At 72.0% G+C, this 14,647-nt stretch carries 10 protein-coding genes; 4 read left to right on the forward strand and 6 right to left on the reverse strand.

Annotated elements, in window-relative coordinates:
* Window positions 1-62: 62 nt before the first annotated feature.
* Window positions 63-3,506, forward strand: a complete 3,444-nt coding sequence (locus IE209_RS09810; protein ID WP_189686753.1) for a bifunctional diguanylate cyclase/phosphodiesterase — start codon at window positions 63-65, stop codon at window positions 3,504-3,506.
* On the opposite strand, the gene IE209_RS09815 is transcribed toward IE209_RS09810, so the two are convergent.
* Window positions 3,455-5,545, reverse strand: coding sequence for a molybdopterin-containing oxidoreductase family protein (locus IE209_RS09815; RefSeq protein WP_189686754.1), 2,091 nt, complete (start codon window positions 5,543-5,545; stop codon window positions 3,455-3,457). The genes IE209_RS09810 and IE209_RS09815 overlap by 52 nt on opposite strands.
* A 22-nt stretch (window positions 5,546-5,567) precedes the next feature.
* Window positions 5,568-6,725: an acetylornithine deacetylase gene (argE, locus tag IE209_RS09820; RefSeq protein WP_189686755.1), complete on the reverse strand. Its 1,158-nt coding sequence runs from the start codon at window positions 6,723-6,725 to the stop codon at window positions 5,568-5,570.
* 196 nt (window positions 6,726-6,921) lie between these two features.
* On the opposite strand from argE, the gene IE209_RS09825 reads away from it, so the two are divergent.
* The 3 genes from IE209_RS09825 to IE209_RS09835 all read left to right on the forward strand — a co-directional run bounded on the left by IE209_RS09825 (window position 6,922) and on the right by IE209_RS09835 (window position 10,213).
* Window positions 6,922-8,118: a M20 aminoacylase family protein gene (locus tag IE209_RS09825; protein ID WP_189686756.1), complete on the forward strand. Its 1,197-nt coding sequence runs from the start codon at window positions 6,922-6,924 to the stop codon at window positions 8,116-8,118.
* Window positions 8,115-9,197, forward strand: coding sequence for a M14 family metallopeptidase (locus IE209_RS09830; protein ID WP_189686757.1), 1,083 nt, complete (start codon window positions 8,115-8,117; stop codon window positions 9,195-9,197). The genes IE209_RS09825 and IE209_RS09830 overlap by 4 nt, the downstream gene beginning before the upstream one ends.
* Window positions 9,198-9,259: 62 nt before the next feature.
* Window positions 9,260-10,213, forward strand: a complete 954-nt coding sequence (locus IE209_RS09835; protein WP_189686758.1) for a LysR family transcriptional regulator — start codon at window positions 9,260-9,262, stop codon at window positions 10,211-10,213.
* Window positions 10,214-10,217: 4 nt separating this feature from the next.
* Here IE209_RS09835 and IE209_RS09840 read toward each other — a convergent pair whose 3' ends face one another.
* The 4 genes from IE209_RS09840 to IE209_RS09855 are packed head-to-tail and all read right to left on the reverse strand — an operon-like array spanning window position 10,218 to window position 14,482.
* Window positions 10,218-10,985, reverse strand: a complete 768-nt coding sequence (locus IE209_RS09840) for a type III pantothenate kinase (protein WP_145552447.1) — start codon at window positions 10,983-10,985, stop codon at window positions 10,218-10,220.
* Window positions 10,986-11,045: 60 nt separating this feature from the next.
* Entirely contained in the window at window positions 11,046-12,473 is a 1,428-nt protein-coding gene (locus tag IE209_RS09845; RefSeq protein ID WP_189686759.1) for an amidase, read from the reverse strand.
* 29 nt (window positions 12,474-12,502) lie between these two features.
* Window positions 12,503-13,465, reverse strand: coding sequence for an AEC family transporter (locus IE209_RS09850; protein WP_189686760.1), 963 nt, complete (start codon window positions 13,463-13,465; stop codon window positions 12,503-12,505).
* A gap of 30 nt (window positions 13,466-13,495) precedes the next feature.
* Window positions 13,496-14,482 (reverse strand): Bug family tripartite tricarboxylate transporter substrate binding protein, encoded by a 987-nt coding sequence (locus IE209_RS09855; RefSeq protein ID WP_189686761.1) that lies wholly within the window; start codon window positions 14,480-14,482, stop codon window positions 13,496-13,498.
* Window positions 14,483-14,647 lie beyond the last annotated feature (165 nt).

The raw sequence follows: 14,647 nt of genomic DNA on the forward strand, positions 1-14,647 counted from the left end.
GTCGCACAACTACACTGTGTTCCCCCCGCCGCGAGCGGCGCCGCCGGAGAACCACCGCTTCCATGAGCCCCGTCCCGCCCCGAGTCGTGCCAGCGGACGCGCGCATCGTGCTCGATGCCGGCGGTGCGGTCCGTGAGGCCAACGGCAAGGCGGTGCGGTTGCTGCGGCGCTCGCTGGCGGCCTTGCGCGGCCAGACCCTGGGGGCCTTGTTCCAGGCCCCGGGCGAGGCGGCTTTCGCGGCCGAGTGCAGCTGGGCGCTGCGCGAGTCCTGCGCCGTGGCCTTCGAGTCGTATTCGACCAGCCTGGGCCGCTGGCTCGAGGTGCGGGCCCAGCCGTTGCCCGAGGGCCGGCTGCAGGTGCTGCTGCGCGACGTGTCCAAGCGCAAGCAGGCCTCCGACGTGCTGCGCGAGGGCGAGGAGCGCTTTCGCCACCTGCTGCGCGCCATGGCCGATGCGGTCTGGGACTGGGACCTGCAGGCCAGCACGGTCTGGTGGAGCGAGGGTGCGCAGCGCCTCATGGGCGCGCAGGCGGCGCGCTGGACCGAGGCCGGCCGCAACTGGCTGGCCGACGTGCACCCCGAAGACGCCGGGCGCATCCATGCCGCGCTGGACGCCGCGCTGGCCGGCGCCGAGGACACCTGGACCGACAGCTTCCGCCTGCAGCGCGAGGACGGCGTGGTCGTGCCCGTCAGCAGCCGCGCCTACCTGATCCGCAACGCCGCCGGTCGCGTGCGCCGCATGGTCGGCGGGCTGGCGGACGTGACGCTGCGCCTGCAGGCCGACCGGGAACTCGCGCGGCTGAGCCGGGCCCAGCACATGCTGAGCGCCTGCAACGAGACGCTGATCCGTGCCGAGTCCGAGGCTGGCCTGCTGCGCGGCGTGTGCCGCATCTCCGTGGACATCGGCGGCTATGCCATGGCCTGGGTCGGCTATGCGCACGACGATGCCGGCAGGACCATCGAGGTGATGGCCCATGCGGGCGACGATGCCGATTTCATGAAGGGCATCCCGATGTCCTGGGCCGAGGACGGGCCCAACGGCCGAGGCCCGGCCGCGCGCACCGTGCGCAGCGGCGAGGTGGTGATCGTGGCGGACATCGCCGAGGACCCGAGCTTCGCGCCCTGGCTGGACGAGGCGCTGGCCAGTGGCTTCCGCGGCGTGGCCTGCCTGCCCCTGCGCGACCGGCAGCGCACCTTCGGCTTTTTCTACCTCTACGCGCCCGACGTGGTGCAGATCGGCCGCGACGAGATCGCGCTGCTGCAGGAGCTGGCCAACAACCTGGCCTTCGGCATCCGTAACCTGCAGACCGAGCAGCGCCAGCGCCGGCTGCATGCGGCCGTGCTGCAGGTGGCGGCGGCGGTCTCGACCTCGACGGGCGATGCCTTCTTCCGCACCATGGCGCAGCACATGGCCCAGGCCGTCGGCGCGCGGGCCGCTTTCGTGGGCCGCCTGCACACACCCGAACGCCAGACGGTGCGCAGCATCGCGGCGGTGGTCGATGGGGCGTTCCGCGAGAACGCCGAATTCGCGCTGATCGGCACGCCGGCCGAGCCGCTGCTGCACCAGCCCAGCTGCTACACCGAGACGCTGCCGCAGCCCTCGCCGGCCATGGCGTGTGCGCTGGGCAGCTGGCGCCCGGCGGCCTATGCCGGCGTGCGGCTGGAGGACTCGGCCGGCGGCCTGCTGGGCATGCTGGTGACGCTGTTCGACCAGCGCCCGCCGGACGTGGAGCTGGTGCTGTCGACCATGCAGATCTTCGCCGCACGCGTGGGCGCCGAGCTCGAGCGCCAGGAGCAGGACCGCCGGCTGCGCCGCCAGGCCTCGCTGCTGGACCTGGCGCAGGACGCCATCGTGGTCTGCGGCATGGACCACCAGGTGCTGTTCTGGAGCCAGGGGGCCGAGCGCCTGTACGGCTGGCGCGGCAGCGAGGTCGGCGCCGACTTCCGCGTGACGCGGCTGCAGCACGACCGCGGCGCCTTCGAACAGGCCCTGCGCGACGTGCACGCGCGCGGCGAGTGGGCCGGCGAGCTGGTGCAGAAGCGGCGCGACGGCAGCACCGTGACCGTGGGCGCGCGCTGGACCCTGGTGCGCGACGAGGAGGGTGCACCCGAATCGGTGCTGGCCATCCACACCGACATCACGGCGCGCAAGGCGGCCGAGCGCGAGATCCAGCAGCTGGCCTTCTACGACCCGCTCACGCAGCTGCCCAACCGCCTGCTGCTGATGGACCGGCTGCAGCACGCGCTGGCCACAGAGCACCGCAGCGGCCGCGGCGGCGCGCTGATGTTCATCGACCTGGACAACTTCAAGACCCTCAACGACACGCTGGGCCATGGCATGGGCGACCTGCTGCTGCAGCAGGTGGCCGGCCGGCTGCAGGACAGCGTGCGCGAGAGCGACACCGTGGCGCGCCTGGGCGGCGACGAGTTCGTCGTGATGCTCGAAGACCTGGGCCAGGACGACCAGGCCGTGGCCCAGCACGCGCGCCAGATCGGCGAGAAGATCCTGGCCGCGCTGAACACGCCGTTCGCGCTGGCCGGCAACGAGCACCTGTCGACCTGCAGCATCGGCATCGCGCCGTTCCACGGCCACAGCGGCGGCGTGCTGGAACTGCTGAAGCAGGCCGACATCGCCATGTACCAGGCCAAGGGCGCGGGCCGCAACACGCTGCGCTTCTTCGACCCCGGGCTGCAGGCCGCCGTGACGGCCCGCGCGGCGCTGGAGGCCGACCTGCGCGTGGCGCTGGCGCAGAACGCGCTGACGCTGCACTACCAGCCCCAGGTGGACGCCGATGGCCGCGTGACCGGCGTCGAAGCGCTGGTGCGTTGGCAGCATGCCGAGCGCGGCGACATCGCGCCGGCCGAATTCATCCCGCTGGCCGAGGACACCGGCCTGATCATGCAGCTGGGCCGCTGGGTACTGCGGCAGGCCTGCTTCCAGCTGGCGCGCTGGGCCCAGCACCCGGCCACGGCGGGGCTCAACATGGCGGTCAACGTGAGCCCGCGCCAGTTCCGCCATCCGGACTTCGTTGCCCAGTGCGCGAGCGTGCTGGCGCGCACGCGGGCCGACGGGCGCCGGCTCAAGTTCGAGCTGACCGAGGGCTTGCTGGTCGAGGACATGGAAGGCACGGCGGCCAAGATGGCGGCGCTCCAGGCCCATGGCGTGGGCTTCGCGCTGGACGACTTCGGCACCGGCTACTCCTCGCTGGCCTACCTGCGCCGGCTGCCGCTGGACCAGATCAAGATCGACCAGTCCTTCGTGCGCGCGCTGGGCTGCGACGCCAACAACGAAGCCATCGTGCGCACCATCATCGGCCTGGCCAAGAGCCTGGGCCTGCAGGTCATGGCCGAGGGCGTGGAGACTGCGGCGCAGCGCGACTTCCTGCTGCGCGAGGGCTGCCGCGACTACCAGGGCTACCTGTTCAGCCGGTCGCTGCCGGCGGCGGCCCTGGCGGACTACCTGGCGACGGCGGCGCTGTCGGCCTCGACCTCGACCAGGCAGTCGTAGAAGGTCGGCGCACGGCCCAGGTCGGTCAGGCGCTGGCTGGTCAGCTCGTTGACGTTGCGCCCGTCCAGGCCCAGCTTGCGCCACCAGATCCCGAGGCCGTTGACCACGCCCTCGCGCGCCCGCGTGCTGACTTCGGCCCGGCAGCGGTAGCTGCCGCGGCCATTGAACACGCGCACCGTGCTGCCATCGGCGATGCCGCGCGCGGCGGCATCGACGGGGTGGATCTCCAGCAGCTGCTCGCCCTCGATGGCGCGCAGGCTGGTCACGTTGACGAAGCTGGAGTTCAGGAAGTTGCGCGCCGGCGGCGAGATCATGGCCAGCGGGTAGTCGGCCGAGCTGCCGATGGCCTCGTAATTGGGCAGGTGGTCGGGCAGGCCGTCCAGGCCCTGGGCCGCGAGCCTGGCGCTGAAGAACTCGCAGCGGCCCGAGGGCGATGGGAAGTTGCCCTGCGCGAACGGCGCATCGGGCAGGGCCAGCGTGGCGAAGCCGTCGCGCAGCAGCGCGTCGAAGTCCACCGCATCGCCGAAGGCCTGGCGGCTGAGCGTCTCGTCGTCGTCCTGCAGGCAGGGATCGATGAGGCCCATGCGCGCGGCCAGCGCGCGGAAGATGGCGGTGTTGGGCCGGGCCTGGCCGAGCGGCGCGATGGCCGGGCGGTTCAGCAGCACGTCGGTGTGGCCGTAGGAGGGATGGATGTCCCAGTGCTCCAGCTGGGTGGTGGCTGGCAGTACGTAGTCGGCATGGTCGGCCGTGTCGGTCTGGAACTGCTCCAGCACCACCGTGAACAGGTCCTCGCGCGCGAAGCCCTGCACCACCTTGGCCGATTCGGGCGCCACGGCCACAGGGTTGCTGTTGTAGACCACCACGGCCTCGATGCGCGGGCCGAAGGCGGCGTCGCCCGGGTGCAGCAGCGCGTCGCCGATGGTGCTCATGTTGACGGTGCGCGGCCGGCGGCCGGCCAGCAGGTCGGGCCGCTGCAGGGCCGCGCGCTGCACCGGGAACTGGCCCGAGCTGCTCAGCAGCATGCCGCCGGCGCGGTGGCGCCAGGCGCCGATCAGCGCGGGCAGGCTGGCGACGGCGCGCACCGCGTTGCCGCCGCCGCGCGTGCGCTGCATGCCGTAGTTCAGGCGGATGGCGGCGGAGCCCCCTTCGCCGCCGCTTCTGCACGCACCGTAGTCGCGCGCCAGGCGCTCGATCTGCTCCTGCGGCACACCGCAGACTTCGGCGGCGCGCGCGGGTGGCCATTGCAGCGCGCGTTCGCGCAGCTGCTCCCAGCCCAGCGTGTGCTCGCGCAGGTAATCATGGTCCAGCCAGTCGTGCACGATGAGCTCGTGCATGAGGGCCAGCGCCAGCGCGGCATCCGTGCCGGGCCGCAGCGCGATGTGCTCATGGCATTTGTCGGCGGTCTCGGTGCGGCGCGGGTCGATGCACACCAGCCGCGCGCCGCGGCGCTTGGCCTCCTGCGCGTAGCGCCAGAAGTGCAGGCTGCTGGCGATCGCGTTGCCGCCCCAGACCAGGATCAGCTTCGCCTCGGCGAAGAACTCCACCTTCATGCCGACCTTGCCGCCCAGGGTCTGCGTGAGGCCCTCGGCACCGGCCGAGGCGCAGATGGTGCGGTCCAGCAGTGAGGCGCCCAGGGCATGGAAGAAGCGCGCCGCGATGCTCTCGCCCTGCACCAGGCCCATGGTGCCGGCGTAGCTGTAGGGCAGGATGGCCTCGGGCGCGCGCGCGGCGATGGCCGACAGGCGCGCGGCGATGTCGTCCAGCGCCTCGTCCCAGCCGACCGGCTCGAAGCGGCCCGAACCCTTGGGGCCGACGCGCCTGAGCGGCTGCAGCAGCCGCTCGGCGTGGTAGCTGCGCTCCACGTAGCGCGAGACCTTGGTGCACAGCACGCCACCCGTGTGCAGGTGATCGGCATTGCCCTGCACGCGCGTGGCCACGCCGTCGGCCACGGTGGTGACGAGCGCGCAGGTGTCGGGGCAGTCGTGCGGGCAGGCGCCGCGCACCTGGCCGTTGCGGGGGAGGTCGAGGGCGAGGGACATCGGTGGGCTCCGTCGTTCTTGTTCAGGCGATTGAGGGTGTGCTGGCCAGGCCGCGCACGAAGGCCTCGGCGCGCGCCAGCTGCTCCAGGCTCACGTACTCGTCGGGCTGGTGGGCCTGGGTGATGCTGCCGGGGCCGCAGACCACGGTGGGAATGCCGGCGCCCTTGAACAGCCCAGCCTCGGTGCCGAAGGCCACGAGCGTGGTCCGGCGCTCGCCCGAGAGCTGCAGCGCCAGCCGCGTGACGGCGTCGTCGGCCGAACCCAGGAAGCTCGGGATCTCGCAGATGGTCTCGAAGCGGAATCCGGCATCGGGCGCCACCTTCTGCATGGCCGGCTCCAGTGCGCGTGCATGGGCCAGCACCTGGGCCTGCATGGCGGCCGCGTCGGCCGTGGGCAGGTCGCGGAACTCGTAGCGGAACTCGGCATCGCGCGGTACCACGTTGTCGGCGATGCCGCCGTGGAACTGGCCCACGCTGGCGGTGGAGAAGGGCACGTCGAAGCCTGCGTAGCGCGGCTCCTCGCGCTCGAAGCCTTCGGCCATGTCACGGACCTTGCCGACCAGCCGCGCCGCCATCTCGATCGCGTTGACCGACAGCGGCGTGAGCGAGGAATGCGCCTCCTTGCCGCGCACGCAGCACTTGTAGCGGTACACGCCCTTGTGGGCGATGGCCGGCACCATGCTGGTGGGCTCGCCGACGATGCAGGCCAGGGGCCGGATGCCGGCTTCGCGCAGGTCGGCGATGAGCTCGCGCACGCCGAAGCAGCCGACCTCCTCGTCGTAGGAAAGCGCCAGGTGCACGGCGAACGGCGCGCTGCCTTCGGCCAGCCGGCGCGCGTTGGCCAGCGCCACGGCGATGAAGCCCTTCATGTCGGCGCTGCCGCGGCCGTAGAGCCGGCCGTCCCGCACGGTGGCCGAGAGCGGGTCGACGGTCCAGTCCTGCCCGTCCCAGGGCACGGTGTCGGTGTGGCCCGACAGGACCACGCCGGCCGGCCGGTGTTCGCCCAGCGTGGCGAACAGGTTGGCCTTGGTCCTGTCGGCGTTGTAGGTCAGCCGGCTCGCGATGCCCAGCGCGGCCAGGTGGTCGCGCACGAAGTGGATCAGCGGCAGGTTGCTGACATGGCTGCGGGTGTCGAGCTGCACCAGGGTCTGGGCCAGCTGCAGGGATTCGGGGGAGAGCATCGGCGCATTGTGCGCGTTGGTAGGAGTGGCCGGCAAAGGCTGCGTGCGGCTGAAGCGCAGCGGTCTCGTCCATGTCATCTGACCGCAGGGCCACTCAGCCTGCCATGCGTGCCGGGTGTTCCAGCACGCCGTTCTCGCTGGAGCGACGCCGCAACGCTAGACTGCAAAGCCCGCCACCCGACATGACGCCAGTCACATGAAGCTCATCGATTCCATCGTCGGCCAGGCCGCCGGCATCGCCGCCATCCGCCGCGACATCCACGCCCATCCCGAGCTGTGCTTCGAGGAGGTCCGCACGGCCGACCTCGTGGCGGCCAAGCTCACGGAATGGGGCATCCCGATCCACCGCGGCATGGGCACGACCGGCGTGGTCGGCATCGTGAAGAACGGCAGCTCGTCCCGTGCGGTCGGCCTGCGCGCCGACATCGACGCCCTGCCCATGCAGGAGTTCAACACCTTCCCCCATGCCAGCCGGCACCAGGGCAAGATGCACGCCTGCGGCCACGACGGCCACACCGCCATGCTGCTCGCGGCGGCCCAGCACCTGGCCAAGAACCGCCATTTCGACGGCACCGTCTACCTGATCTTCCAGCCGGCCGAGGAGGGCGGTGGCGGCGCGCGCGAGATGATCCGGGACGGCCTGTTCGAACAGTTCCCGATGGAGGCCGTGTTCGGCATGCACAACTGGCCCGGCCTGCCGGTGGGCTGCTTCGCGGTCAGCGAAGGCCCGGTCATGGCGTCGAGCAACGAGTTCAAGATCACCATCCGCGGCAAGGGCAGCCATGCGGCGCTGCCGCACATGGGCACCGACCCGGTGCCCATCGCCTGCCAGATGGTGCAGGCCTTCCAAACCATCATCAGCCGCAACAAGAAGCCGGTGGACGCGGGCGTGATCTCGGTCACCATGGTCCATGCCGGCGAGGCCACCAACGTGGTGCCAGACAGCTGCGAGCTGCAGGGCACGGTGCGCACCTTCACGCTGGAGGTGCTGGACCTGATCGAGCAGCGCATGCAGGCCATCGCCGAGAACATCTGCGCGGCCTTCGACGCGCAGTGCGAGTTCGAGTTCGTGCGCAACTACCCGCCCACCGTGAACCACCCGGCCGAGACCGCCTTCGCGCGCGAGGTCATGGCCGGCATCGTCGGTGCCGACAACGTGCGCCTGCAGGAGCCGACGATGGGCGCGGAAGACTTCGCCTACATGCTGCAGGCCAGGCCGGGCGCCTACTGCTTCATCGGCAACGGCGACGGTGCGCACCGCGAGATCGGCCATGGCGCCGGGCCTTGCACCATCCACAACCCCAGCTACGACTTCAACGACGAGCTGATCCCGCTGGGTGCGAGCTACTGGGTGCGGCTGGCCGAAGCGTGGCTGGCGCGCCCGGCACGATGATCGGCGTCGCGCAGGCCTTCTCGTCCAGCTACCGCGACGCGCGCGCCAAGTTCCTCGAGGGCGCGGCGCGCGCCGGGCTGGCCATCGCCTCGCTGGCCCACCCGCTGCCCGGCCGCGAAGGCGAGGCGCTGGCGCTGGACACGGCGCGCGACGGCCCGCCCGATGCCGAGCGGCTGCTGATCGTCACGAGCGCCTGCCACGGCGTCGAAGGCCATTGCGGCAGCGGCGTGCAGGTGTTCGCGCTGCACGACGCCGAATGGCGGGCCAAGGCCCAGGCGGCCGGCGTGGCCGTGCTGTACGTGCATGCGCTCAACCCCTACGGCTTCTCTTGGACGCGCCGCGTCACGCAGGAGAACGTGGACCTGAACCGCAACTTCCAGGACTTCGCGCAGCCGCTGCCCGACAACCCGGCCTATGCCGAGGTGCACGGGCTCATGCTGCCCGCCGAGTGGCCGCCCACGGACGCCAACCGGGCCGCCGTGGCCGCCCATGTGGCCCGGCATGGCGCGGCGGCACTGCAGTCCGCCGTGAGCCGCGGCCAGCACAGCTTTGCCGATGGCCTGTTCTACGGCGGCACGGGGCCGACCTGGAGCAACCGGGCCTGGCGCGAAGTGCTGCGGCGCGAGGCCGGCCGCGCGCGCCTGCTGGCCTGGATCGACCTGCACACGGGCCTGGGGCCCTCGGGCATGGGCGAGCGCATCTTCGCCTGCCGCGACGATGCGGCCGCGCTCGCGCGGGCGCGGGCCTGGTGGGGAACGGGCGTGACCTCGATCTACGACGGCTCCTCGACCTCCGCCTTCCTGACCGGCATGGCCTTCAACGCCGTGTACGACGAGTGCCCGCACGCCGAATACACCGGCCTGGCGCTGGAGTACGGCACGGTGCCTTTCGAGGAGGTCATCGAGGCCCTGCGCGGCGACCACTGGCTGCACCGGCACCCCGACGCGCCGCCGGCGCTGGCCGAACAGATCCGCGCACGTCTGCTCGCGGCCTTCTACACGGACACCGACGCGTGGAAGGGCCAGGTCATCAGCCAGGCGCGCCAGGCCATGTTCCAGGCGGTGGACGGCTTGACATGAAACGAAACAAACCGAAACCCGGTTGAGATTCCATGTCGGTTGTTGCGGCGCACCATGCGCCCATGGACCGACTCAAAGCCCTCGAAATCTTCGCCGCCGTGGCCGAGCGCAACAGCTTCACGCGGGCTGCGGCATCGCTGGACCTGTCCACGCCCGTGGTCACGCGCGCCGTGCAGGAACTGGAGCAGAGCCTGGGCCTGCGCCTGCTGCAGCGCTCCACGCGGCGCGTGGCGCTCACACGCGAGGGCGAGGCCGCGCTGGCCCGTGCGCGCGGCGTGATCGGCGCCTACGAGGCCCTGATGCGCAGCAGCCGCCTGCACGGCGAGGAGGTGGCGGGCGACATCCGCTTCTCGGCGCCGGCCTCGTTCGGCGCAGCGCGGCTGGCGCCGTTGCTGGCCGATTTCATGGCGCAGCATCCGGGGGTGCGCATCGATCTCGTGCTCGGCGATGCACTGGAATCCATGGACGACGGTGGCATGGACCTGGCGTTGCGCATCGCCCAGGCGCTGCCCGAGCACCTCGTGGCGCGCCGCATCGGCGAGGTGCCCATGGGTGTCTACGCGGCGCCGGCCTACCTGCGCGCGCGCGGCGTGCCGCGCGACCCGGACGAGCTGGCCGGCCACGACTGTGTGGTGCACAGCGGCCCGGGCGCGAGCCGGGCCTGGCAGTTCAGCCACCCGGTCACGCAGGAGCGCACCCAGCCCCAGCTGCGCCAGGCACTGCGTGCCAACCATGTGGAAGCGCTGATGGCCGCCGCGCTGCTGGGCCAGGGCCTGGCCGTGCTGCCCCGCGTGCTGGCCGACCCGGCCGTGGAGCGCGGCGAACTGCAGCCCGTGCTGGCCGCCTGGGCCTGCCCGGCGCCCGGCATCTTCCTGGTCTACCGCGAGCGCCAGCACCAGCCGCTGCGCGTGCGCAAGCTGATCGAACACCTGGCCCGCGCCTTCGACGCCGCCGACGGCCTGCCGCGCATCGTGACCCGGCCACCGGTGGTGCAGGCGCGAAGCCTGCTGCACTGAGCGCCTAGCGCGCGAAGCGTGCCTGCGCGAGTTCCAGCAGTCCGTCGAAGATCAGGTTGTCGACGAGCTCGAACGGCCGGGTCATGTGCGGCGCCATCTTCCAGCCGGCACCGCCGGTCATGATGCAGGCCGGCTCCTCGCCGGCGTGCTGCTGCAGGTGCTGCACCATGCGCTCGACCGCGCCCGCGATGGCGTAGGTGCCGCCGCTGGTCAGCGCGTCGCTGGTGTTGGTGGGGAAGTCGCGCACGTCGCCCGTGGGCACGTGCAGGCCGGCCGTGCCGGACTCCAGCGCGCGCAGCATGATGCCGTGGCCGGGCAGGATCAGGCCACCCAGGAAGGTGCCCTCGATGTCCACGGCTTCCACGGTCACGGCCGTGCCCACCATCACCACCACCATGGGGCGCGGCCCGTCGCGGCGCAGCACACGGTGGCGCGCGCCGACCATGGCGACCCAGCGGTCCGTGCCCAGGCGCGTGGGGTGGTCGTAGCCGTTGCGCAGGCCGGCTTCCTCGCTGCTCGAGACCACCCATTGCGGCGTGACGTCCCACAGCTCCATCTGCTCCTCGGTGCGGCGCTTGAGCGCATCGCCGGCCACCTGGCAGCCCAGCATGTGCTGCGGCTCGCTGAGCGCAGCCCAGGGGCCGTCGCCGAGCTTGTCGATGTTCTCGAGGAATTCCGCGCCGTGCGCCAGCAGCCGTGCGCCCGGTGCCGGGGCGTCGTACTGCGCCCACTTGAGCCGGGTGTTGCCGATGTCGATCGCGAGAAATGTCATGTGCCGTCCCCTCCCTGCCGCGCGCCGTGCGCGTGCACGGGGCGCATTATCAGCGCGTGTCTACAGCAGCGGGTTCAGGTCCGGCCGGGGGATCGGGTGCATGCTCTCGTAGGCGCGCGCGGCCCGCAGCACCATGGCGTCACCGAACATGGGGCCCACGATCTGCAGGCCGATCGGCAGGCCGCCCTCGGTCAGGCCGCAGGGGATGGAGCAGGCCGGCTGCTGCGTGAGGTTGAACGGGTAGCTGAACGGCGACCAGCCCAGCATGCTCTGCGCGTCCATGGGGCGGTGGCCAGCCGGCAGCGCGTCGAAGGCGGGGATGGAGACGGCCGGCGTCAGCAGCAGGTCGTAGCCGCCCATGAACTGGCGCATGTGCGAACCCAGCGCGCCGCGGCGCAGGTGCAGCTCCTGCACGTCCAGCGTGGACAGGCGCGCACCGAGTTGCGCCTGGGCCGCGAAGTCCGGATCGGTCAGCGCCTGCTGGTCCGGTGTGAGGCCGTTCCAGACCTGCCAAGCGCCCAGGAACCACAGGCCGGTGGAGATGTCCAGCGGGTCGGCGAAGCCGGGGTCGACCTGCTCGACCAGCGCGCCCATGGCGACGAAGGCCTCGGCCGCGCGCAGCGTGGCGGCCGCCACCTCGGGGTGCACGTCCTTGGCGAAGCATAGCGTGGGCGACCAGGCTACGCGCAGGCCGCGCACGCCGTCGTTGAGGCCGACCAGGTAGTCGCGCGGGTCGAAGGGCAGCGAAGTCCAGTCGCGCGCATCGGGCTGCTTGATCACGTTCATGACCATGGCCGCGTCGAGCACGCTCATGGTGTGCGGGCCCAGGTGCGCGACCGTGCCGAACGGCGACAGCGGCCAGGCCGGCACGCGGCCGAAGCTGGGCTTGAACCCGAAGTTGCCGCACAGCGCGGCCGGGTTGCGGATGGAGCCCGCGCCATCGGTGCCGATGGCGATCGGCGCCATGCCGGCCGCCACGGCCGCGGCGGCGCCGCCCGAGGAGCCGCCCGTGGTCTTGGCGGGATTCCAGGGGTTGCGCGTGAGGCCGGTCAGCGGCGAATTGGTCTCGCACTTGCAGCCGAACTCGGGCGTGGCGGTCTTGCCCACGATCACGGCGCCGGCCGCGCGCAGCCGGGCCGTGACGGGGGCATCCACCTCCCAGGGCTGTTCGGCGGCGATGGTGGCGCTGCCGCGCCGGGTCGGCATGCCCCGGGTCAGGATCAGGTCCTTGATCGACACGGGCACACCGTCCAGCGGGCCGATCGGCGTGCCCTGCTGCCAGCGCTGGGTGCTGGCGCGGGCGGCCTGGGCCGCGCCCTCGGGGTCCAGGTGGCAGAAGGCATTCAGCGTGCCGTCCACGCGGTCCATGCGGCCGAACACGGCGCTGGCGGCCTCCAGCGGCGAGGCCTGGCCGGTGCGGTAGAGCTGGACCAGCTCGTGGGCCGTGCAGTCGGCGAGGGCGTACTGGTCGGTGCGGTGCGAGGACATGTGGAGCTCCGGTGAAAGGGACACGCGGTTCAGCGCAGCAGCGCGACCGCCGCCGAGAAACTGAAGAAGGCTGCGGCCGTGGACCACAGGATGATGCGCGCGATGCGGCCGTTGTTCGCGCCGAAGCGCTCGGCCAGCAGCGAGACGTTGCTGGCGCTGGGCAGTGCCGCGGCCAGCACCATGGCCGACAGCGCGAACGGCGTGATCGGCAGGCCCAGGGCCATGGCGCCCATGCCGGCGCCCCACACCAGCAGCGGATGCGCGAACAGCTTGAGCACGACGACCGGCAGCACCTCGCGCCAGGGCACGGGGCGGTGCTCGTCGCGGTGGGCCAGCATCTGCGAGCGTGCCAGCACGGCGCCGATGGTGAACAGCGCCACCGGCGAGGCCGCGGCGGCCAGCAGCGCGATAGTGGCGTCCAGCGGCTGCCACAGCCGCACGCCCAGGGCCTGGCTGGCCATGCCCAGCACGATGGACCAGGGCATGGGGTTGCGCGCCACGCCCTGCAGCGCCCGCGCCAGCGCCTGGCGGGCGCCCGCAGCGCCCGCGGTGTCCAGCCGCGACAGAGCCACGCACAGCGAGGTGGTCAGCAGAAGGTCGACCACCAGCGTCAGCATCACCGGGCCCGCGGCGCTGGCGCCCAGCAGGGCCACCAGCAGCGGCACGCCCATGAAGCCGCTGTTGGGGAAGGCGGCCACCAGGGCGCCGAGGGCGGCGTCGTTCCAGCCCAGGCGGCGCCGGTCGGCCGCCACCACGCCGATGACCAACACCGCCGCGCACAGCGTGTAGACCGCAGCCAGCACCGGATCGAGCAGCAGCGCGAGCGGCGTGCTGGCGCCGAAGCGGTACAGCATGCAGGGCAGGGCGAAGAACAGCACGAAGCCGTTCAGGCCCGGGATCGCCTCCAGCGGCAGCATCCGCCGCCGCGCCGCGACGTAGCCGGCCAGGATCAGTGCGAAGAACGGGAAGGTGGCGGACAGGATGGCGAGCACGGGGCGCGATTGTGACCGGCCCGCGCGGCCTCAATCCAACCGTGCACCCGACTCCTGCACGAGCTTCTGCCAGATCGGCAGGTCCTTCTTGTAGACGGCCTCGAAGTCGCGCACGCCGTTGGCGGCGGTCTCGAAGCCCATGGACGTGATGCGCGCGCGCACGTCCTCCATCTGGCCGATGGCCTGGACCTCGCGCGCCACGCGTTCGACGATCTCGCGCGGCGTGCCGGCCGGCGCGGCCATGCCGATGAAGCCGACCACGCCGTACACGTCGTCGGTCATGCCCTGCTCGAGCAGCGTGGGCACCTCGGGCAGCACGCTCATGCGGCGCGGGCCGGTCACACCGACGATGCGCAGCCGGCCCGTCTCGGCGTGCGGCTTGACGCCGAGTGCGCTGGCATAGGCCATCTGCACCTGGCCGCCGATCAGGTCCTGCAGCATGGGCGCCTCGCCCTTGTAGGCCACGTGCACCATGTCGGCGTTCTGCACGCGGCTCATGTGCGCACCGGCCAGGTGGGCATGCGAGCCGATGCCGTAGGAGCCGTACGAGACCTTGCCCTTGTGGGCGGCCATGTAGGCCAGCAGCTCGGGGCCGGTCTTCACGGGCACGCTGGGGTGCACGGCCAGCGTGATCGGCGCGGCCGCCAGCTGCGAGACCAGCGCCAGTTCCTTCTGCGGGTTGTAGGGCAGCTTGGTGTAGAGGAACTGGTTGATCAGGATGGAGGTGCTCAGCGTCACCAGCAGCGTGTAGCCGTCCGGCGCGGCCTTGGCCACCGTGTCCGTACCCAGGATGCCGCCGGCGCCGGCCTTGTTGTCGATGACCACGGGCTGGCCGAGACGCGCGGCCAGCTTGTCGCCGAACACCCGCGCGATCACGTCGGTCGCCCCGCCGGCCTGGTAGGGCACCACCACGCGGATGGGCTTGTTCGGGTACGCCTGGGCGTGCACGGACGGCAGGAAGGCGGCGCTGGCGCACAAGGCCAGCAGATGGCGGCGGTGGAACGCGGAACGGGGCATGCGGTGGGGTCTCCTGGAAGAGGTGATGGTGCGGCGCATTCTTGATGCAGGGGCGGTGCCGGTGCATCCGGGTTTGCGGGGAGCCGCGTCCCGCCGGCGACACCCCTGCGGCCGGCGGGCCCGTTGCCGGGCTTTGTATGATCCGGCGCCCGCCGGCCGCCGCCG

Origin of the sequence: Pseudorhodoferax aquiterrae (assembly GCF_014652235.1) — a bacterium.
In the GTDB taxonomy this organism is placed as follows: Bacteria; Pseudomonadota; Gammaproteobacteria; order Burkholderiales; family Burkholderiaceae_C; genus Pseudorhodoferax; species Pseudorhodoferax aquiterrae.